This window comes from Micromonospora cabrerizensis (assembly GCF_022230955.1).
Taxonomy (GTDB): domain Bacteria; phylum Actinomycetota; class Actinomycetes; order Mycobacteriales; family Micromonosporaceae; genus Micromonospora; species Micromonospora cabrerizensis.
Genome location: NZ_JAKKFI010000124.1, coordinates 1 through 19,350 on the forward strand (window position 1 = coordinate 1; position 19,350 = coordinate 19,350).

The 19,350-nt window shown below is 71.5% G+C and carries 20 protein-coding genes and 1 pseudogene; 11 read left to right on the forward strand and 10 right to left on the reverse strand.

Translation table 11 applies throughout. The features are described 5' to 3' along the window. The 7 genes from LADH09A_RS30500 to LADH09A_RS30530 all read left to right on the forward strand — a co-directional run. The coding region (locus LADH09A_RS30500; RefSeq protein WP_238649126.1) for a hypothetical protein at positions 1-216 on the forward strand (216 nt) is incomplete at its 5' end. A 76-nt stretch (positions 217-292) separates the two neighbouring features. Next, positions 293-685, forward strand: coding sequence for an SCO5389 family protein (locus LADH09A_RS30505; protein ID WP_238649127.1), 393 nt, complete (start codon positions 293-295; stop codon positions 683-685). 798 nt (positions 686-1,483) lie between these two features. Beyond that, positions 1,484-1,906, forward strand: coding sequence for a TOBE domain-containing protein (locus LADH09A_RS30510; protein ID WP_238649128.1), 423 nt, complete (start codon positions 1,484-1,486; stop codon positions 1,904-1,906). Further along, on the forward strand, positions 1,903-2,694 hold the full coding sequence (gene modA, locus LADH09A_RS30515) for a molybdate ABC transporter substrate-binding protein (RefSeq protein ID WP_238649129.1): 792 nt from the start codon (positions 1,903-1,905) through the stop codon (positions 2,692-2,694). Before LADH09A_RS30510 ends, modA begins: the two co-directional genes overlap by 4 nt. Further along, on the forward strand, positions 2,691-3,503 hold the full coding sequence (gene modB / locus LADH09A_RS30520; RefSeq protein ID WP_238649130.1) for a molybdate ABC transporter permease subunit: 813 nt from the start codon (positions 2,691-2,693) through the stop codon (positions 3,501-3,503). Before modA ends, modB begins: the two co-directional genes overlap by 4 nt. Beyond that, positions 3,500-4,597 (forward strand): ABC transporter ATP-binding protein, encoded by a 1,098-nt coding sequence (locus tag LADH09A_RS30525; protein ID WP_238649131.1) that lies wholly within the window; start codon positions 3,500-3,502, stop codon positions 4,595-4,597. Before modB ends, LADH09A_RS30525 begins: the two co-directional genes overlap by 4 nt. 146 nt (positions 4,598-4,743) lie before the next feature. Beyond that, complete coding sequence (locus tag LADH09A_RS30530; protein WP_238649132.1) at positions 4,744-5,322, forward strand: dihydrofolate reductase family protein; 579 nt, start codon at positions 4,744-4,746, stop codon at positions 5,320-5,322. Here the strand turns inward: LADH09A_RS30530 and LADH09A_RS32020 are convergent. Next, positions 5,304-5,405, reverse strand: a pseudogene (locus LADH09A_RS32020) (AraC family transcriptional regulator); the annotation flags it as partial. The gene LADH09A_RS30530 and the pseudogene LADH09A_RS32020 overlap by 19 nt on opposite strands. On the opposite strand from LADH09A_RS32020, the gene LADH09A_RS30535 reads away from it, so the two are divergent. Beyond that, on the forward strand, positions 5,399-6,073 hold the full coding sequence (locus LADH09A_RS30535; protein ID WP_238649133.1) for a nucleoside/nucleotide kinase family protein: 675 nt from the start codon (positions 5,399-5,401) through the stop codon (positions 6,071-6,073). The pseudogene LADH09A_RS32020 and the gene LADH09A_RS30535 sit on opposite strands and share 7 nt — an antisense overlap. A gap of 70 nt (positions 6,074-6,143) precedes the next feature. On the opposite strand, the gene LADH09A_RS30540 is transcribed toward LADH09A_RS30535, so the two are convergent. The 4 genes from LADH09A_RS30540 to LADH09A_RS30555 form a co-directional block, all read right to left on the reverse strand. After that, on the reverse strand, positions 6,144-6,557 hold the full coding sequence (locus LADH09A_RS30540) for a type II toxin-antitoxin system Phd/YefM family antitoxin (RefSeq protein ID WP_238649134.1): 414 nt from the start codon (positions 6,555-6,557) through the stop codon (positions 6,144-6,146). 38 nt (positions 6,558-6,595) lie between these two features. Continuing rightward, positions 6,596-7,168, reverse strand: coding sequence for a GNAT family N-acetyltransferase (locus tag LADH09A_RS30545; protein ID WP_238649135.1), 573 nt, complete (start codon positions 7,166-7,168; stop codon positions 6,596-6,598). Between the two features lie 80 nt (positions 7,169-7,248). Continuing rightward, entirely contained in the window at positions 7,249-7,689 is a 441-nt protein-coding gene (locus LADH09A_RS30550) for an EVE domain-containing protein (RefSeq protein WP_238649136.1), read from the reverse strand. 33 nt (positions 7,690-7,722) lie between these two features. Then, entirely contained in the window at positions 7,723-8,949 is a 1,227-nt protein-coding gene (locus tag LADH09A_RS30555; protein WP_238649137.1) for a hypothetical protein, read from the reverse strand. A 179-nt stretch (positions 8,950-9,128) separates the two neighbouring features. On the opposite strand from LADH09A_RS30555, the gene LADH09A_RS30560 reads away from it, so the two are divergent. Next, positions 9,129-10,688 carry an NAD(P)/FAD-dependent oxidoreductase gene (locus LADH09A_RS30560; protein WP_238649138.1) on the forward strand — a complete coding sequence of 520 codons (1,560 nt, stop codon included), beginning with the start codon at positions 9,129-9,131 and terminating at the stop codon, positions 10,686-10,688. A 49-nt stretch (positions 10,689-10,737) separates the two neighbouring features. Here LADH09A_RS30560 and LADH09A_RS30565 read toward each other — a convergent pair whose 3' ends face one another. From LADH09A_RS30565 to LADH09A_RS30575, 3 genes are all read right to left on the reverse strand, one after another. Continuing rightward, entirely contained in the window at positions 10,738-11,325 is a 588-nt protein-coding gene (locus LADH09A_RS30565; RefSeq protein ID WP_238649139.1) for a hypothetical protein, read from the reverse strand. A gap of 67 nt (positions 11,326-11,392) precedes the next feature. Further along, positions 11,393-11,890, reverse strand: a complete 498-nt coding sequence (locus LADH09A_RS30570) for a YcxB family protein (RefSeq protein WP_238649161.1) — start codon at positions 11,888-11,890, stop codon at positions 11,393-11,395. 109 nt (positions 11,891-11,999) lie between these two features. Beyond that, the gene (locus LADH09A_RS30575) at positions 12,000-12,806 is read right to left on the reverse strand and encodes a hypothetical protein (RefSeq protein WP_238649140.1); all 807 of its coding nucleotides are present in this window, start codon (positions 12,804-12,806) and stop codon (positions 12,000-12,002) included. 99 nt (positions 12,807-12,905) lie between these two features. On the opposite strand from LADH09A_RS30575, the gene LADH09A_RS30580 reads away from it, so the two are divergent. Beyond that, the gene (locus tag LADH09A_RS30580; protein ID WP_238649141.1) at positions 12,906-13,673 is read left to right on the forward strand and encodes a maleylpyruvate isomerase family mycothiol-dependent enzyme; all 768 of its coding nucleotides are present in this window, start codon (positions 12,906-12,908) and stop codon (positions 13,671-13,673) included. A 15-nt stretch (positions 13,674-13,688) separates the two neighbouring features. On the opposite strand, the gene LADH09A_RS30585 is transcribed toward LADH09A_RS30580, so the two are convergent. Continuing rightward, entirely contained in the window at positions 13,689-14,534 is an 846-nt protein-coding gene (locus LADH09A_RS30585; RefSeq protein WP_238649142.1) for an SAM-dependent methyltransferase, read from the reverse strand. 238 nt (positions 14,535-14,772) lie between these two features. On the opposite strand from LADH09A_RS30585, the gene LADH09A_RS30590 reads away from it, so the two are divergent. Further along, positions 14,773-18,237 carry a ThuA domain-containing protein gene (locus LADH09A_RS30590; protein WP_238649143.1) on the forward strand — a complete coding sequence of 1,155 codons (3,465 nt, stop codon included), beginning with the start codon at positions 14,773-14,775 and terminating at the stop codon, positions 18,235-18,237. A 371-nt stretch (positions 18,238-18,608) separates the two neighbouring features. Here the strand turns inward: LADH09A_RS30590 and LADH09A_RS30595 are convergent, their stop codons facing one another. Further along, entirely contained in the window at positions 18,609-19,076 is a 468-nt protein-coding gene (locus tag LADH09A_RS30595; protein WP_238649144.1) for a nuclear transport factor 2 family protein, read from the reverse strand. Between the last annotated feature and the right edge of the window lie 274 nt (positions 19,077-19,350).

The following is a 19,350-nucleotide window of genomic DNA, read 5'->3' on the forward strand; positions in this document are numbered from 1 at the left end:
CGCTTCTTCGCGCGGCTTCTTCGCGCGGCTTCTTCGCGCGGCTTCTTCGCGCGGCTTCTTCGCGCGGCTTCTTCGCGCGGCTTCTTCGCGCGGCTTCTTCGCGCGGCTTCTTCGCGCGGCTTCTTCGCGCGGCTTCTTCGCGCGGCTTCTTCGCGCGGCTTCTTCGCGCGGCTTCTTCGCGCGGCTTCTTCGCGCGGCGCGCCCGTGGGTCGTTGACGTCTCTCCGATGACATGGTCTGCTCAGTCGACGCCGTTAATGAAAACGGTAATCGTTAGCTGATGCGGAGGAACCATGTCGCTCACTGTCCCGCCCGCCCTGCTCGACGCCGCCGAACGCGGCCCCATCGACGACGAGGCCTTCATCGCCTGCGTCCGTGACTCACTGCCGTACGCCTGGGCCACCGTGAGCCGGGTGGTCGCCGAACTGGAGGCCGGCGACGACGACCTGGCCGACAACGTCGTCCCGCCGCCCACCGACGCCGACCGGGGACAACTGCTCCGGGCGCTGGCCAGCGACGCGATCCGCGCCGGCCTGGAACGGCACTTCGGCGTACGCCTCGCGTTCCAGAACTGCCACCGCGTCGCCGCGTTCCGGCCGTCGGCCGTCGACGGGGAGCGCTACCGCCGCTTCGTGTCGACCCGTGGCCAACTGCTCAACCAGTCCCCCGTACTGCGCAACTGCTGAGGACCCTCCCGGCGGGCGGGCTCGCACGAGCCCGCCCGCACCGCGCACTTCGCACCGCGCACTCCGCACCGCGCACTCCGCACCGCGCACCCCGCACCGCGCACCCCGCACCGCGCACCGTGCACTCCGCACCGCGCACCTCGCACCCTGCCGCGCACTCCGCACCGTGCACCGCGCCGCACGCCCTATTCCGCGCACCCCGCACCCCGCACCCCGCAACGCGCTACCTGTGCCGCGTACCGCACACCCCGCACCGCGCATTGCGCCCCCTGTGCCGCACACCCGCACACCCGCACCGCACGCCCTGTGCCGCGCACCCCGCACCGCACCCCGCACCGCCCCCCCTGTGCCGCGCACCCGCGCCCGCGCCCGCGCCAAGATCTAGGCAACTTCCCCGATGTTGCTGCCTCCCACGGGCGAGAGACAGCAACATCCCTGATCTTGCGCGGATCTTGACGACGAGCACGGCGCGCGCGACCCCGGAGCGGCGTTCTGACCGCCCGCGTCGGTCAAGGTCACGCTCGATCCAGGAAGTAGTGGCCTCACCACCACAGCGATGCCACTACTTCCTGGATCGAGCACGATCTTGGGTCGAGGCACCGCGCGAGGCCACCGCGCGAGGCCACCGCGCGAGGCCACCGCGCGAGGCCACCGCGCGAGGCGCCCCGTCAGGCGCCCGCGAGGCGCCGCGCACGGCACCCCAAACCCGCACCTGCCAGCCCTTCCAGGCATACAGCTGTGCGGATAGCACCCGTCAGGGCCTTCTCGGGCCGCGACTGCGGACGCTAGGGTGAGCCGGTGACGACCTTCCGGATCGGCGCGGCGGCCGACCTGCTCGGTGTCAGCGCCGACACGATCCGCCGCTGGGTGGACGCGGGGCGGCTGACGGCCGGGCGCGACGAGCACGGCCACCGGGTCGTCGACGGCGTGGACCTGGCCGCGTTCGCCCGTGCCCAGGCCGCCGACCCGGACGCGGGCGCCGAGTTCTCCTCGGCCCGCAACCGGCTGCGCGGCATCGTCGTGGACGTCCGCAAGGACACGGTGATGGCCCAGGTCGACATTCAGGCCGGCCCGTTCCGCGTCGTGTCGCTGATGAGCCGGGAGGCGGTTGACGAGCTGGATCTGCGGGTCGGTTCGGTGGCCGTCGCGGTGATCAAGTCGACCACGGTGGTGGTGGAGCGGGCCGCACCCGCCCCGACCAGGGGAAGGTCGGGCGGATGAGCGCGCGGGTGACGCGTACGGCAATGGTTGTGGTTGTGGTCCTGGCGCTGACGGTCGCCGGCTGCGGCGCGGGCGACGACCGGGCCTCCGGCGGTGCCGCGGACGGCCAGGGCACAGGCGCGGTGACGGTGTTCGCGGCCGCCTCGCTGACCGAGTCGTTCCGCCGGATCGGCAAGGACTTCGAGGCCGCCAACCCCGGCAGCACCGTGACCCTCAACGTGGCGGGCAGCTCCGCCCTGGCCAACCAGATCAACCAGGGTGCGCCGGCGGACGTGTTCGCCTCGGCCGCCCCGGCGAACATGGCGACGGTCACCGAGGCGGGCAACACGGACGGCACACCGACCACCTTCGCCCGCAACCAGTTGGTCATCGCGGTGCCCCGGGGCAACCCGGGGGGCGTGACCGGGCTGCCCGACCTGAGCAGGCCCGGCGTGAAGGTGGCGCTCTGCGCCAACCAGGTGCCCTGTGGCGCGGCGGCCCGCACCGCCCTGGCTGCGGCCGGCGTCGCGCTGACGCCGGTCACCCTGGAGCAGGACGTCAAGGGCGCGCTCGCCAAGGTGAAGCTCGGTGAGGTCGACGCGGCGCTGGTCTACCGCACGGACGCGCGAGCGGCGAGCGCCGACGTGACCGGGGTGGAGTTTCCCGAGTCGGCGCGGGCGGTCAACGACTACCCGATCGTCGCGCTGAAGGACGCCCCGAACCCGGCCGGCGCGAGGGCCTTCGTCGCGTACGTCCGCTCGGCGCCGGCGCAGGCGGTCCTCGCCGAGGCCGGTTTCCAGGCCCCATGAGCGGGCAGCTCGAGCAGGCCGCGCCCCGACGGCGGGGGCGGGTGCCGGTGGCGCTGCTGATCCCCGCCGGGCTGGGGCTGCTCTTTCTCGTCCTGCCGTTGGCCGGGCTGGTGATCCGTGCGCCGTGGACCACGCTGCCGCAGCGGCTCACCGAACCGGGCGCGTTGACCGCTCTGCGGCTGTCGGTGCAGACCGCGACCCTGGCCACCGCGCTCTGCCTGCTGCTCGGGGTGCCGCTCGCCTGGGTGCTGGCCCGGGTCGAGTTCCCCGGCCGCCGCCTGGTGCGCGCGCTGGTCACCGTGCCGCTGGTGCTGCCGCCGGTGGTCGGTGGGGTGGCGCTGTTGCTGGTCTTCGGTCGGCGTGGGCTGCTCGGCGGCTGGCTCGACACCACGTTCGGCATCACCCTGCCGTTCACCACCACGGGTGTGGTGTTGGCCGAGGCGTTCGTGGCCATGCCGTTCCTGGTCATCGCCGTGGAGGGCGCGCTGCGCGCCGCCGACCACCGTTTCGAGGAGGCTGCCGCGACACTGGGCGCCAGCCGGTGGACCACCTTCACTCATGTCACGCTGCCGTTGGTGGCGCCCGGGTTGGCGGCCGGCGCGGTGCTCTGCTGGGCGCGGGCGCTCGGCGAGTTCGGTGCCACCATCACCTTCGCCGGCAACTATCCCGGCCGGACGCAGACCATGCCGCTCGCCGTCTACCTGGCGTTGGAGACCGATCTGGAGTCCGCGATCGTGCTCAGCCTGGTGCTGCTCGTCGTGTCGGTGGGCATCCTGGTCGCGTTGCGCGACCGCTGGATGAGCGCATGAGCGGTGCACTGCGGGATGAGCAGCGCGTGAGCGGTGCGCTGCTGGACGCCCGGCTCGTCGTCGACCGGGGTGCCTTCCGACTCGACGTGCCGCTGCGGGTCGCGCCCGGCGAGGTGGTCGCGTTGCTCGGCCCGAACGGCGCCGGCAAGACCACCGCGCTGCGCGCGCTGGCCGGGCTGCACCCGCTCACCGCCGGCCACGTCACCCTCGACGCCGTCGACCTGGACCGCCCGGCGACCCGCGCCTGGGTGCCCACCGAGCGCCGGCCGATCGGGGTGGTCTTCCAGGACTACCTGCTGTTTCCACACCTCAGCGCACTGGACAACGTGGCCTTCGGGCCTCGCCGGCACGGCGTCGACCGGAGGACCGCCCGCGCCACGGCCCGGCACTGGCTCGACCGGGTGGGGCTGGACGCCCAGGCGCACCGCCGTCCCCGGCAGCTCTCCGGTGGCCAGGCGCAGCGGGTGGCGTTGGCTCGCGCGCTGGCCGTCGCACCGTCGCTGCTGCTGCTGGACGAGCCGCTCGCCGCGCTGGACGCCCGCACCCGGCTGGACACCCGCGCGGAGCTGCACCGCCACCTGTCCGCGCACCCGGGTGCCACGGTGCTGGTCACCCACGACCCACTGGACGCCCTGGCGCTGGCCGACCGGCTGGTCATCGTCGAGGGTGGTCGGGTGGTGCAGGAGGGTGACGGGCCGAGCGTCACCGCCCGCCCGCGCACCGACTACGTCGCCCGGCTGGTCGGGCTCAACCTCTACCGGGGCAGTGCCGAAGGGCATGGGGTACGCGTCGCGCCGGGCCTGACCCTCACGGTCGCCGACCGGTTGGACGGCGAGGCCTTCGTGGCGTTCCGTCCGGCGGCGGTGGCCCTGCACCCGTCCCGGCCGCAGGGCAGCCCGCGCAACACCTGGGCGGGGACGGTGGCCGGCGTCCAGCGGCACGGCGACAACCTGCGGGTGCAGCTGGACGGGCCGATCGGGGTGGCCGCGGACGTCACGCCGGCCGCCGCCGCCCAGCTGCGACTGAGTCCCGGTCAGCAGGTCTGGGTGGCGGTCAAGGCAGCCGAGACGCACGCCTACCCGGCCACCGGCTGACTGCCGGGCCACCAGCCCGCCCGGCTCATGGAGGACACGGACGACGAGCCAGCCGCAGCCCGCTGTCGTTTTCGTCCAAGACGGCCATCGCGTCCGCCATCTAGCCTGGACCCGGCAGCTTGCCCGAGCATGGAGGAGACAGCACGATGCGCAACCTGGTCTACACCGGTTTCATGTCGCTGGACGGCGTCGTGGACTCGCCCGGCGGCGGGCCCTCAGAGGAGCACCGCAGTGGCGGGTGGGTGTTCAAGGACCTCGAGTTCGTGCCGGAAGCCTGGTCGCTGAAGGGCGAGGAACTCGCCGACACGACGGCGTTGATGTTCGGCCGTCACAGCTACGAGGCGTTCGCGCCGGTCTGGCCCGGCTCGGAGGACCACGCCGACTACAAGGAGCTGCCCAAGTACGTGGTGTCGACCTCGCTGCCAGACGACGCCGTCGTCGACGGGTGGGGGCCGACCACGATCCTGCGCTCGACCGGGGACGTCGCCGCGCTCAAGGAGAGCGAAGGCGGCGCGATCTTCATCCACGGGAGCGCGGAGCTGGCGCGGCGGCTGTCCGACGAGGGCCTGATCGACCAGTACAACCTGCTCGTCTTTCCCGTGTTGCTCGGTGCCGGCAAGAGCCTGTTCGGCCGGGCCGACCGGGACAAGCACATGCTGACGCTGCGGGAGTCGGAGAGCTACCCGAACGGGATCCTCAAGCTGGTCTACGACGTCAAGCGGTGATCCAGGTCGAGGGCGATCGCGCCGCCGGCCCCCTCGCGCAGCTGCCGGGCGGTGCGGCCGACGTAGGAGCGCAGTGATGGAGCAGGGCACGCGCGAGGAGGTGCTCGGCCGGCTGGCCGAGGCGGTCGGGTCCGTCACGGTCGCACACCCGACGCGGGTGGCCATCGACGGACCGCCCGCTGCCGGAAAGACCACCCTCGCCGACGAGCTGACCGTCGTCCTGCGAGCACAGGGCCGCGACGTCATCCGGGCGACGATCGACGATTTCCTCTTTCCCCGGGCACAGCGCTATCCGCGCGGCGAGTACTCGGCCGAGGGCTGCTACTTCGACACCCACGACCACGGCGCGCTGAACCGGGTTCTGCTGGACCCGCTCGGCCCTGGCGGCGACCGACGCTTCCAACCCACGGTCTACGACCACACCGGGGACACCGTGCTGGCTCCGCCGGTCACGACTGCCCCAGCCGACGCCGTGCTGCTCTTCGACGGTGTCTTCCTCATGCGCCCGGAGTTGATTGATCGGTGGGACCTGTGCGTCTTCGTGTCGACCGCGCTCGAATCGACAGTGGAACGTGCCGTGATCCGGGAGCGTCGGGTGTCATCCCAGGCCGACGTCGAACGACGCTGGCGGCAGCGTTACATCCCCGCCCAGCAGCTCTACTTTGCCACCGTCCGTCCGAGCGATCACGCCGACATCATCGTGCACAACGACGAGCCTCAACGGCCGCGCTGGGAGACCCGGACACACTGACGGTGCTCCGGGTCCGGATGCCCGGAGACGCCGAACTGCCCGCCGCCAAAAGGGCGGCCCGCGGAGGCGGTCAGCCGGCAAGCAGGTCGTGGTGCGCGGCGCGCAGCCGGGCCAGCGTCGGGTCGCTGCCCGGGACGACCCGGCGATCCAGCTCGGCCCACACCTCGGCCAGCGCCGCGCGGACCGCACTCAGCTCGGCGGCGTGCCGCTGGCTGCTGCGTCGGTGCTGCTCCTCGAGCCGCCGGGCCCAGCCGGCGGTGACCGTGGCGAGCCGGTCGGCGTCGGCGCGGGCCTGTGCGCCGCTGCGGGCGGCCGCGGCGGGGACGATCGCGGCGACCGGGCGGGGATCGCCGTCGCGGGTGACGACGGTGACCGCGTCGGTCAGCTCGGCCAGCGCGACGAGCTGGCTGAACCGGGTGCGCGCCTCACGCAGCGGCACGGAACGCGGCGGGTCGGGACGAGGGGTGAGCGCGGGGACGGCCATGGATGCATGGTGTCGCCCGGGTACGACAAAATCCGTCGTCAGTGGACGGTGGTCGGCGCTCCGCCGGCTCCGGCCAGCCACTCGTCGGCCAGCACGGACCAGACTTCGAGGTCGATCCGGCCGTGCGGGCCGGGGCTGACCTGGCGCAGCGTGCCGTCCAGGCGCAGGCCGAGCCGGCGGGCGAGGGCCTTGCTGCGGGTGTTGTCGGCGGTGGTCCGCCACTCCACCCGCTGGATGCCGCGCTCGCGCACCGCCCAGTCGACGATCCGGCGGACGGCCGCCGCGACCATGCCCTTCCCCTCGGCTGCCGGCTCCACCCAGCAGCCGACCTCGCAGACACCCCGGGTCACGTCGAACGACACGAGCATGACTCCGCCGACGAGCGTGCCGCGCCACCACAGCCCCCAGATGCCGCCGCTGTCGCTGGCCCAACGGTCGGCGTACCGCTGCAACACCGCTCGGGCCGACGGAAGGTCGGTGGCCACGAAGGCCGACGGCACCCAGGGCCCGATGTGCTCCCGGGCCCGGTCGAGGTTGGCGAGGAACTCCTCGGCCCGCCACGGGTCCAGTGGGCGCAGCTCGACGTCCTCGGTCAGCGGCAGGGCGAACACCGGGCCTCCCCGAAGGTGCGGTGGCAACGACGGGTAGCAGACTCGCACAGGCCCGCGGGTCGGCGGCGGCCCGGGGGCGCTCACTCCGGCAGGTGGCTACGCAGGGCGGCGAACTGGGCCACGGTCAGGTAGGAGGGGTTGGCGGCCTGCGGCTGACGGAACACCTCCAGGTCGGCGAGTCGGTCGTCGGCACGCAACACCAGGCGGGGCACCCGGTCCCCGGTGGCGAGGATGGGCAGGTCCAGTGGCACCGACCAGGGCTGCCCCGGAGGGGCCGGCTCGGCCGCACCGGTGACCTGTCCGACACCCCACACCCCGTACGGGAGTCGGGCCCGGCTGCCACTGGCCCAGAAGACCACAGGCTGCCCGGCGCGCATCAGCCTCGCCCGGTAGCCGGGGCGTACGCACCAGCTCGTCACCAGTGGCTCGGCGGCGAAGCGGGCGGTGAGGTCGACCAGGTCGGCGTTGCCCTTGATCAGCCAGGCGCCCAGGTCGTCGAGGCGTACCCGTGGCTCGGTCATCCGGTCTTCCTGCCCGCCCGGCGGCAGGCCCAATCAGATGATCATGTGGGTCCAGTAGCTGAGCCAGAGCACGAACAGCGCGCCCTGCACCACGGCCAGCGTCGCGGTCAGCCACACGTCGACGCTGGCGCGGCGGGCCCACCGGGCCAGCACCAGAGCCACCGGGAAGGCGGCCAGCAGGTAGCGCAGCAGGCTCTTGTACACCGCCGGCCCCATCGACAGGGGCACCAGCACCATGAGGACGCCGTACACCAGGTAGGCGATCTCCCGGCGGCGGAACCCGGCGACCAGCACCGCCAGCACGCCCACGGCGAACCAGACCCGGGCGGCGTCTCGCGGCTCGCCGATCAGGCCGTTCCACAGCACCGGCAGCGGGTTCTGCACCTCGATGCCCCAGCCGGTCTCCTGGGCGTGCTGGTAGGCGAACCAGTCCCCGCCGCGCCACCGGCAGTACGCCATGAAGGTGAACCACCCGGCGGGCAGCAGCAGCAACGGCCAGCCGACGCGCAGGTAGCCGAGCAGGGCGCGCGGGCCGAGCCGCCAGTCGTGCTGACGGAGCAGCACCAGGGCCAACGGCAGCGCCACGAGCAGCCCGACGGAACGGCTCATCGCCACGAAGTAGCCGAGCACGCCGACCAGCAGCCAGCGGCGCCGCTCGGCGTAGTAGAAGGCGGCCAGCGCGAGACAGACGAACAGCGACTCGGTCAGCGCCGCCTGGAACAGGAACGCGGTCGGCAGCAGCACCAGGTACCGGGTGAACCGGCGGGCCGATTCCGCGTCACCGAGCAGCAGCTCGGCCAGTCGGTAGCCGTACCAGAGGGCCAGCAGGAACGCGACGTTGCTGATCACCAGCAGGGCCAGCGCGTTGTCGCCGCCGAGCACCGCGCCGAGGGGCCGGGCCAGGAACGGGTAGAGCAGGGGGAAGCCGAAGTCCCGCCACGGCCCGGTCAGGGGCAGCTCGCTCAGCCGCAGGTAGAGCAACGCGTCCCAGGCGAACCAGAAGGAGATCCACCGGTGTCCGGAGATCTCCCGCTGCTGCGCCCACATCAGCGCCTCGTCCGCCGGCGGCGCCCCGGGAATCCCGTCCCAGGCGTGCAGGGCCAGCAGCCCGAGCAGCGTGAGCAGCACCTTCGCGCCGAGGAACAGACCGATGACGTACGGCCAGGGCGCCGGCACCCGGCGGGCCAGGCGCGCCCCGCCGAGGCCTGCCGTGGCCAGGCGGGCGGCCAGCGTCGCTGCGCCGCTCCGCCACCGGTGCATCCGCCACGCTCCCCCACCTGCGTCGGCCCGCCCGCCGCCGCGCGGGGGTGTCGTCCTTCCCGTTGTACGCCGCCGTGCGCCACACCGAAGCGGAAACCAACCACCATCAAGGGTGACATTCGGCGCAGAACGGGTACGCGCCGCGCCTCAACCATGACGGTGGCAGGGAGCGCGGCAGCATGAGTGAGCAGCACGGCACGGTGATCATCGGTGCGGGGCCGGCAGGGCTCACGGCGGCGTACGAGCTACTCCGGCACGGTCGGCCGGTCCAGGTGTTCGAGGCCGACGAGGTGGTCGGCGGGATCAGCCGGACCGTGGAGCGCGACGGGTGGCGGTTCGACATCGGCGGGCACCGGTTCTTCACGAAGGTGCCCCGGATGGAGGCGTTCTGGCACGAGATCCTGCCGGACGAGGACTTCCTGACCCGACCCCGGATGAGCCGGATCTTCTACCGGGGTGCGCTGTTCAACTACCCGCTCAGCGCGATGAACGCCCTGCGCAACCTGGGCCTGCCGGAGGCGGCCCGCTGCCTCGGCTCGTACGCCCGGGCCCGCCTGCGCCCACCGAAGGACCAGTCGCACTTCGAGGGCTGGGTGTCGGCCCGGTTCGGCTGGCGGCTCTACTCGATCTTCTTCAAGACGTACACCGAGAAGGTCTGGGGGATGCCGGCCGACCGGTTGCAGGCCGACTGGGCCGCCCAGCGGATCAAGAACCTGTCGCTGGCGACGGCGATCCGCAACGCGCTCCTGCCCAGCCGGCGACGCACGGACGTGACCAGCCTGATCGAGGAGTTCCAGTACCCGAAGTACGGGCCGGGGATGATGTGGGAACGCTGCGCCGAGCAGGTCCGCAAGCGGGGCGGGCAGTTGTCGACCGGCACCTGGGTGACCGCCGTGCACCGTGACCCGAAGCGACGGCGGGCGATCAGCGTGACGGTCGACGGCGCGGGTGGGCAGCGCACCCATCCGGCCGACGACGTGATCTCGTCGATGCCGATCTCGGAGCTGGTGGCCGCGCTGCGTCCGCCGGCACCGCCGGAGGTGCTGGCCTGCGCCGCCGACCTGCGCTACCGCGACTTTCTGACGGTCGCGCTGGTGGTGCCGGCGGAGTTCTCGTTCCCCGACAACTGGATCTACGTACACGACCCGGGGGTGCGGGTGGGCCGGATCCAGAACTTCGGCTCCTGGTCGCCGTACCTCGTCAAGGACGGGCGCACCTGCCTCGGCCTCGAGTACTTCGTGTTCGAGGACGACGAGATGTGGCGTACCCCGGATGCCGACCTCGTGGCGTTGGCGACCGGGGAGCTGGAGCGGTTGGGGTTGGTGCGACCCGGTGTGGTGGAGGCCGGCTACGTCGTGCGGATGCCGAAGGCCTACCCGGTGTACGACGAGCGCTACCAGCACAACGTGGACGTCATCCGTGCCTGGCTGGCCGAGGCGGTGCCGAACGTGCACCCGGTGGGCCGCAACGGCATGCACCGCTACAACAACCAGGACCACTCGATGCTGACCGCGATGCTCACGGCCGAGAACATCGCCACCGGCAGCACGCACGACGTCTGGTCGGTCAACGTCGAGCAGGACTACCACGAGGAGTCCTCCGGCGGCGACGGTCGACGGGGCACGGGCCGGGACGCGCCGGTGGTACCCAGCCGGATCATCGCGGCGCCGATCAGCGCGCCCGAGGGTGTCGGTGCCGCCGGGAGCGGCGACCGGCCGAGGCAGGTGCCGCTGGGCTGACGGCCGGCCGCACAGCGGCGATCCCCGACCTGCTGGCACAGTGCGTCGATCAGTGACCCTTGGGCGATGCCTCGGCCGCAGTCGTGGCGGGCTTTCGCTTCATCATCCATTCGACCGGCCAGACGCCGTCGGTCAGTCTGGCGTCGGGGATGTCCAGACTTCGGCGCGCCGCGGCATAGAACTCGGTACGGGCACGGCTGGCCGTCGCCACGGCCTCCTCCCAGCCAGCGGCATCAGCTTCCTCGATCCAACCATGCGCGTACCACTCCATGAGCCACACGCTCCGGTGCCAGGTGCGGGCCGCCTCCACCGATGCGGGATCCCCCAGCAGCAGGACGTGCTCCCAGTCCCGCTCCCGCTGGGCAGCCGCCGCTTCCAGTTGCGGCAGGCCGTCCTCGGGAGACAACGGCGGGGTCTGCGCATGAAGGCCCCTGCTGGCGGCGATTCTGTTCGACAGCTGGTAGCAGGCCTTGATGGCCCGACCGTAGGCCGCGTAGGCGGCCGACCGCTGCTCGAACAGTTTCGCCGCGTGGTCACGTCGGAAACGTGCCCGGTCGTTCAGTCCGCTTCCCAGAAACGACAGGACCGCGCCGGCCAGCACGGCTCCCACCGTGATGAGCTGCTGAGTCACATCCATCGGGACGGCCTCCTCGTCGGCGGCCCTCAGCGTGGCAGGTGGTGTCGAACGCGCCAGGCGTCCGAGGTCACCGATGGTGAAGCAGGCCTCGCTCGACCATATGGGCTCGCAACGTTTCGGCATCCTCGGCGGACATCAACCAGCGTGGGATCACGGTGGCCGGCATCCGGCCGACGTACACGATCCAGAAGTCTCGTGTGTCCTTGACCTGGGCGACCCCGTCCCAGGCGATGCCGCCGGACTCCGAGCCGCTGCGCATCATGATGTTGTCGTCGGTGATGTCGTAGGCGCCGTCGACGGCATAGCCACTGGAACGACGTCGGGCACGCAACCGCACCCACGGCCAGTAGAGCATCGACAGCACGCCACCCACGATCATCGTCACCCACAGCGGCGAAATCTGCTCGCCCCACGAGAAACCCCTCGACAGCGCCAGGCCGATCGCTCCGACCGCCGTCAGCGCCGCACCGATGTAGCTGAACGTGCGCAGCCGGACACTGCCGAGCGCAGCGGCCACGCGGCCCGGGTAGGCGGGATCGGCGGGGACGTCAAATCGGATGTGCACGTCAGAACGATAGTGCCCCGCACCACGTCCGGGCCTGGCGGACACCGAACCGTCGGTGTGCGGGCCGGGTGCTGTGACATATCGCCCACACCGAGCGGTGAGCCGATGCCTAGGTGCAGTAGGCCACCGTGGCGTCATCCGGGACCTGAGCGGCTGCGGCACCACGGCCGTGGGCTTCGGCCTGCCGGACGCGGCGGATGACACCGGATGGGCCGTCGGCGGCGAGCAGTTCCAGCACGCCCGGCCAGTCGGTGAGGCCGTACGGGCTGACGATGCGGCTGGCACCGTTGCTGAGCAGCGCGGCCCCGTTCAGGTCAGCGAGGGAACGGCTGCCGGTCACCGCCTCCCGGGCCGCGTGCGGGTCGTCCTTGGCGATCCAGTAGCCGCCGGCCTGGTTGCGGCGGGCACGCAGCGCCTGGGCGCAGGAGTCGCGGATGCGCTCGTACTCCGGGGTTCCGGGTGGAATCCCCTCCAGGGGTGTCGAGCAGTCACGCCGGGCGGTGACCTCACGGTCGTCGGTGATCACCTGAGGTCCGCCGCGGGCCGGGTCGAGGATGAGGAACGAGTCCGCGAGCAGCAGATAGTCCAGGCGGTCCTGGTACGCGCGCAGCACCGCGACGGTGGCCTGCGGGCTGCGCGGGTCTGCGATGTCGCAGGTGTCGCCGTGCTCGGCGGCTGTCTCGCCGATGGCGGTGGCGAGGACGGTCGTGAGGGCCTGCCCGTCGTCGCGCGCCAGGTGGCCGAGCAGGGCTCCGCCGAGGCGGCGCGTGTACCAGGCGACCCCGTGGAAGCAGAGCGACTCGGCTCCGGGGATGCCGGCACCGTCGAGCAGGACGACAGCGCCGGGAACCGCGCCGACGAAGTCCTCGTTCGGCCGACCGGCCCGACCGGCGCTCGTTGCCAGGTTGACCCGCACGTGTGCGCTTCCTCTCCGGGTGGGAGCAGGGCGATGGAGTCCGACGTGCCGGCGGGAAAACCCATGTCCAGTTGTCGGAGCGCGGTGTAGACAGACAGCGTGACAGAGGCTCTGGACTTCCCCGTACTCCTGCGGTTGATCGACGAACGGGCGGTCGCGTTCCGGGCTGCGGTCGCCTCCGCGCCCAACCTTCAGGCCCAGGTGCCCACCTGCCCGGAATGGACGCTGTGGGATCTCGTGCAGCACCTGGGCAACGGGCAGCGCCGCTGGGCCGCCACCGTCGCTGCCGGGCCCGCCGACGCTCCCCCGACCCGGACCGCTGCGGAGGTCGCCCGGGAGCGCGATGCCCTGCTGGCATGGTCGGCCGAGTCCACGCAGCGGTTGCTGGGCGCGTTGCGGGAGTCCGGCCCGGACCGCGGGTGCTGGACGTGGTGGGGCGGGTCGGACTCGCCGCAGTCCTCCGGTGCCGTCGCCCGGCACCAGCTCCAGGAGGTCGCCGTGCACACCTACGACGCCCAGGCCACCCTCGGTGCGCCAGGGCCGCTGCCGCAGCAGGTGGCGCTCGACGGTGTCGACGAGTTCGTGTCGACCTGCTGCGCCGGGCCGTCCCCCTGGCCCCATGAGCCCTGTGCCGTCGACTACCACGCCTTCGAGGGCGGGTCCTGGCGCCTGTCGCTCTCCACCGACGGCGTACGGGTCACTCGTCCCACCGTTACCGACCCACCGGGCGCGGCCGACGCCGCCCTGCGGGGCACGGCCAGTGACCTGGTGCTGGCCCTGTACGGGCGTGTCCCGGCGGACACTCTGAAGCTCGACGGCGATGGCCGGATCTTCGACCAGCTCCTGGCCTGGGACCCGGACGCGTAGGACGGGACGAACTGGTCAGGGTTTGCGGGCCACCGCACCGTAGATCGAGGCGTCCGCCAGGGACGGTCGTTGCTCCGGCGGCACCTGCGGGCGCCACTCGGTGACCGGCACGATGCCGGGCTCGGCCAGCTCCAGGCCGGTGAAGAAGCGGGCGAACTCGGCCCGGTCGCGGGGCACGGCGTCCTGCTTCATCCGGCCGGAGGCGAACTCGGCGTACATCCGCTCGACGATCTCGGTGGGGATGTGGTCGGTGGTGAAGTGCGTCAGCGTCAGCCAACTGCCGGACGGCAGCGCGTCGAGCAGCCGGGCGACGTGCTCGTGGGGGCGGTCGTCGTCGGTCAGGAAGTGCGTCACGGCGATCAGCACCAGAGCCACCGGTTGGGTAAGGTCCAGTGTGGTGTGCAGCTGCGGGTCGGCGAGGATCTTCTCCGGGTCGCGCAGGTCGGCGTCGAGGTAGGCGGTGGCGCCGGCCGGGTCGCTGGTCAACAGCGCCCGGGCGTGGACCAGCACCATCGGGTCGTTGTCGACGTAGACCACCCGGGACTCGGGCGCGACGGACTGCGCCACCTCGTGGGTGTTGTCGGCGCTCGGGATGCCGGTGCCGATGTCGAGGAACTGCCGGACGCCGGCCTCCTCGGCGAGAAACCGGACGGCACGGCCGAGGAAGGCCCGGTTCTCCCGGGCGAGAGTGCGCACCCCCGGATAGACGGCGGCGATCTGGTCGCCGGACTCCCGGTCGACGGCGAAGTTGTCCTTGCCGCCGAGCCAGTAGTTGTAGCGGCGGGCCGGATGCACCGTCGTGGTGTCGATCCGATCGGCACCCCGACCCTCGGGTGATTCCGACGTGGACGGCACCGTCACGAGACCTCCCCAGGTCAACCGGCTGCGCCACCGCCTGGCGCGACGCGCGATCTGACCATGGTAGGTGCTGAGCGTGGGAGCCCGGGGCCCGTCCGGGCCCGCGGGAAGAGCGGCGACACCGCAGGAAACCGCTTACCAGTACGCTATTGACGGTCGTCACTGGCTGTCAGTACCGTTGTGCGGGCAGCGAGAAAGCGCTTTCCGACCCCTCACCGTCCGACAGGGAGCGAGCGCCCCCATGCCCCGACACCTTCGCGCGTTCTGCCTCGTCCTGCTTGCCATCGCCACCGTGGTGAGCACCACCACCGCCCTGCCCGCCGAAGCTGCCCCCCGCTTCCGGGTGCTGGTCTTCTCCAAGATCACCAACTTCTACCACGACTCGATCCCGGCCGGCATCGCCGCGATCCAGCAGCTCGGCGCCACCCACAACTTCGAGGTCGTCGCCACCACCGACGCCGCCGCGTTCACCGACGCCAACCTCGCCACCTTCGACGCCCTGGTGTTCAACAACACCAACTCGCTCCCGACCTCGGGCGACCTGCTCAACGCCAGCCAGCGGGCGGCGTTGCAGACGTTCATCCGCAACGGCGGCGGCTGGACCGGCCTGCACGCCGCCTCGGCCAGCGAGCGGGACTGGCCCTGGTACGAGGGCCTGGTCGGCACGATCTTCGACTACCACCCCGACTTCTCCTCCACCGGCGGCACCTTCCCCGGCCGGGTGAAGGTGCTCGACCGGGCGCACCCCTCCACCCGCAACCTGCCGGAGCTCTGGGAGCAGAGCGAGGAGTGGTACAACTGGCGGACCAACCCGACGGGCAACGTGCACACCCTCGCGCAGATCAAGGTGCGCGACGGCATCAACGGGCTGGACGAGGGCGTCGACCACGCGTACTCCTGGTGTCAGCGCTACGACGGCGGCCGTTCCTGGTTCACCGCCGGCGGGCACGCCAGCTCCCAGTTCAGCAGCCCCACGTTCCTGGAGCACCTGCGCTACGGCATCGAGTGGGCGGCCGGCGCGGTCGCCGGCGACTGCTCGGCCACCAAGACCAGCAACTTCGAACGGGTGGGGCTGGTCACCGAGAACCTGGCCGACCCGTTCGAGTTGGCCGTCGCCCCGGACCGGAAGGTCTACTACATCCAACGCACGGGCGCGCTGAAGGTGGTCAACTCCGACACCCTCCAGGTCACCACGCTGCTGGACTTCGCCTACACCTCGGCGATGACCGACCAGTCCGACGGGCTGCTCGGGATGACCCTGGACCGCAACTTCGCCAGCAACGGCTGGATCTACCTGCTCTGGTCGGACAAGACCCTCAAACAGCTCAACCTGTCCCGGTTCACGGTCGCCAACAACAGCGTCGCGCTCTCCTCGGAGAAACGCCTGCTGACCATCCCCACCTACCGGGGTGAGGGCCGGGCCAACTCGCACATGGGCGGGTCGCTCACCATGGACGGGGCCGGGCGGCTCTACGCGGCGATCGGGGACAACACCGACCCGTTCGCCTCCAGCGGCTACACGCCCGTCGACGAGCGGGCCGGCCGGGCCGCCTGGGACGCCCAGGGCACCGCCGGCAACACCAACGACCTGCGCGGCAAGATCCTGCGGATCACCCCACAATCCGACGGTACGTACACCGTGCCGAGCGGCAACCTCTTCCCGGCCGGCACCGCGAGGACCCGGCCGGAGATCTACGCGATGGGCATGCGCAATCCGTTCCGGATCACCGTCGAGCCGCAGACCAACGCGGTGCTGGTGGCCGACTACGGCCCGGACGCCCGCGCCGCCGACCCGAACCGCGGCCCGGAGGGGACGGTGGAGTTCAACCGGATCACCGGTGCCGGCAACTACGGCTGGCCGTACTGCGTGGGCAACAACATCCCGTTCAACGACTACAACTTCGCCACCAGCACCTCCGGGGCAAAGTTCAACTGCGCCGCTCCGGTCAACAACTCGCCCAACAACACGGGCCTGACCACCCTGCCGGCGTCGAAGTCCGCGCTGGTCTGGTACGCGTACTCGGCCTCCACCCAGTTCCCCGAGCTGGGCACCGGCGGCGGCGGCCCGATGAGCGGCCCGGTCTACGACTACGACCCGGCCAACACCCGCACGACGAAGTTCCCGGAGTACTTCGAGGGCAAGTGGATCACCTATGAGCTGACCCGCAGGTGGTTCAAGACGCTCTCGATCCACAAGACGGCGCAGAGCTTCAGCAACGCGCGCTTCGGCGCCACCGCCGTGGGTGACCTCCAGTCGATCAACGGGATCTTCGGCAACATGAGCTGGATCCAGCCCTTCGAGGCGGAGTTCGGCCCGGACGGGTCGCTCTACGTCATCGACTTCGGCGAGGGCACCGGCAGCGGTCGTGGCGGCAGCAACGCCGGTGCGGGCATCTACCGCATCGACTACGTCGCCAACGGGCGGCCACCGGCGGTGAAGATCGCCGCCACGCCGGACAGCGGACGCACCCCGCTCGCGGTGACGTTCTCCTCGGCCGGGTCGTCCGCCGGTGACGGGTCGGCGCTCAGCTACGCCTGGGACTTCACCAACGACGGCAGCACCGACTCCACCGCCGCCAACCCGAGTCACACCTACTCGACGGCCGGAAAGCACACCGCCCGGCTGACCGTCCGCAACAGCGGCAACGGGTTGACCGCCACCGCGGTCACCGAGGTGGTGGTCGGCAACACCCGGCCCACGGTGACCATCACCGTGCCGGACGGGGGCTTCTTCGACTTCGGGGACAAGATCCCGTACACGGTGACGGTCACCGACCCGGAGGAGAGCACCATCGACTGCTCCAAGGTCACCGTGCAGACACAGCTCGGCCACGACTCGCACGCCCATCCGCTGGACGTCTACACCGGCTGCTCGGGGCTGCTCGCCACCGAGGCGGACGCTGGTGACGGGCACGGGCCGGGGCAGAACCTCTACACCGTGGTCACCGCGCAGTACACCGACGGCGGCGCGGCCGGCGGCGTACCGGCACTGACCGGCTCGACCCGGGCCCAGTTGCAGCCCAAGAGCAAGGAGGCCGAGCACTTCACCGCCCAGTCCGGCATCATCGTGAACGACCGGGCGACCGCCCGCGCCGGCAAGCGGCTCGGCGAGGTCGACCACAACGACTGGGTGGCGTACGGGCCGGTGGACCTGCGCAACGTCGGCTCGGTGACGCTCGGGGTGACCAATGGCGGGCTCGGCGGCACCATCGAGCTGCGGACCGGCTCACCCACCGGCACCCTGATCGGCTCTGCCGCCATCGGCTCGACCGGTGGGTGGGACAACCTGGTCTCCCCCACCGTCACGCTGACCAACAAGCCCACCGGCACGACCACCCTGTACGCGAGGTTCGTCAACGCCGCCCAGGTCGGCGGCACCCCGGACCTGCTGTCGCTGGACTGGCTGCGGTTCAACGGGGCCGGGGTCAAACAGGAACCGGGTGGGACGCTCTCCCTCGCGGCCAACCCGGCCAACGGCACCGCGCCGCTGACCACCACCCTCACCGCCACCGCGACAGCGCCGTCCGGGCAGAGCATCACCGACTACGCGTGGGACTTCGGCGACAACAGCGCCATCACGCACGGCGCGACCCTTCGGTCGACCACCCACGCCTATCCCCGCAAGGGGACCTTCACCGCCCGGGTGACAACCACCTACACCAGCGGGGAGACCCGCTCGATCAACCTGACCGTCACGGTCAGCTGATCGTCTGGCGAGGGCGGGCGGGGGTCCACCCCGCCCGCCCTCGCTCGACACCGCTTCGTCGATCACTAGGCGTGTTGCGCCCAGACGATCTGGTCCTCGGGGCCCGGCGAGCCGAGGCGTCGGCGCGTCAGACACTCCAGGCCGCGCCGGTGACGCTGATCGGGGAGCCGGCAACGTAGATCTTGGACAGTTTCCGTTCTCGTGTAACGGAAACTGTCCAAGATCTGGGTCGCGGCCGAGTCGCGCCAGCACGTCACGCCGCCACGACGATCAGGGATGGAGAGGCAACGGCGACAGTTCCGTCGTCCAGGAGCGGAAGTGGCGCAACTGGAGGGAAGGCATCGACGCCCGGCACCGGTAGGTGCCCCTGCTCAGGGTCGGGCTGCACCCTCCATGGTGGTGCCTTCTTGTGGACGGAGTGCGGTCAGGAGGCTGTCGAGTTGACCCCACGCCCGCGCGCTGGCGATGGGGTCGATGTAATCCCGGGACTCGATGATGAGCCCATCGCGGATACGCATCACGAAGACGCATGGCACCGTGAATGCCTCACCTGTCTCGACCACTCGCCCCTGATAGGCAAACTCGGCGACAATCACCTCCGGGTCCGCAGTCTCGTGAATCGTCACGTCGACCGGCTGACGGGTCAGCGTCCGGGCGACCGGAGGCGACGCGGTGAAGTGCTCGTGCAGTTCGGTACGGCTACGCAGCGGCGGCGGCTTGAGCGGGTGGAACGGATGCGTGACATGGGTCTGTTCGGCGTACAGGTCGGCCAAGTCCTCGTACGGACCGTCGCAGACACCGTTCACCAGCCGGAGGAAAGTTTCGCGTGGGCTGCTCATGCCGGGCTTCCTTCGAATCGGTGGATGTCACTCGAGCGGCGCCGAGGACCACCTCCGGGGTGGCCGGTGCCCCATCGGCGGCACCCTACCGTGCGCCTCCTTCCGTCCGGTCGAACCCCTGTATCCGGTCATCGGCAAGACCACGGGCGTGATGGTGCCGGAACTGCCGATCGAGGACAGTTCCGCGGGGTTCGCCGCGTACGTGCCATCGGGCCGCCGGGCCCCAGTGCGTTGTCTCGGTAGGACGGTCCTGGGAAATGTCGCCGAGGGGCAC

Bases quoted from the DNA above. Each gene is read 5' to 3' on its own strand.
- LADH09A_RS30505 (WP_238649127.1), top strand. From the start codon at position 293: ATGTCGCTCACTGTCCCGCCCGCCCTGCTCGACGCCGCCGAACGCGGC.
- modA (WP_238649129.1), top strand. From the start codon at position 1,903: ATGAGCGCGCGGGTGACGCGTACGGCAATGGTTGTGGTTGTGGTCCTG.
- modB (WP_238649130.1), top strand. From the start codon at position 2,691: ATGAGCGGGCAGCTCGAGCAGGCCGCGCCCCGACGGCGGGGGCGGGTG.
- LADH09A_RS30525 (WP_238649131.1), top strand. From the start codon at position 3,500: ATGAGCGGTGCACTGCGGGATGAGCAGCGCGTGAGCGGTGCGCTGCTG.
- LADH09A_RS30530 (WP_238649132.1), top strand. From the start codon at position 4,744: ATGCGCAACCTGGTCTACACCGGTTTCATGTCGCTGGACGGCGTCGTG.
- LADH09A_RS30535 (WP_238649133.1), top strand. From the start codon at position 5,399: ATGGAGCAGGGCACGCGCGAGGAGGTGCTCGGCCGGCTGGCCGAGGCG.
- LADH09A_RS30540 (WP_238649134.1), bottom strand. From the start codon at position 6,557: ATGGCCGTCCCCGCGCTCACCCCTCGTCCCGACCCGCCGCGTTCCGTG.
- LADH09A_RS30550 (WP_238649136.1), bottom strand. From the start codon at position 7,689: ATGACCGAGCCACGGGTACGCCTCGACGACCTGGGCGCCTGGCTGATC.
- LADH09A_RS30555 (WP_238649137.1), bottom strand. From the start codon at position 8,949: ATGCACCGGTGGCGGAGCGGCGCAGCGACGCTGGCCGCCCGCCTGGCC.
- LADH09A_RS30560 (WP_238649138.1), top strand. From the start codon at position 9,129: ATGAGTGAGCAGCACGGCACGGTGATCATCGGTGCGGGGCCGGCAGGG.
- LADH09A_RS30565 (WP_238649139.1), bottom strand. From the start codon at position 11,325: ATGGATGTGACTCAGCAGCTCATCACGGTGGGAGCCGTGCTGGCCGGC.
- LADH09A_RS30590 (WP_238649143.1), top strand. From the start codon at position 14,773: ATGCCCCGACACCTTCGCGCGTTCTGCCTCGTCCTGCTTGCCATCGCC.
- LADH09A_RS30595 (WP_238649144.1), bottom strand. From the start codon at position 19,076: ATGAGCAGCCCACGCGAAACTTTCCTCCGGCTGGTGAACGGTGTCTGC.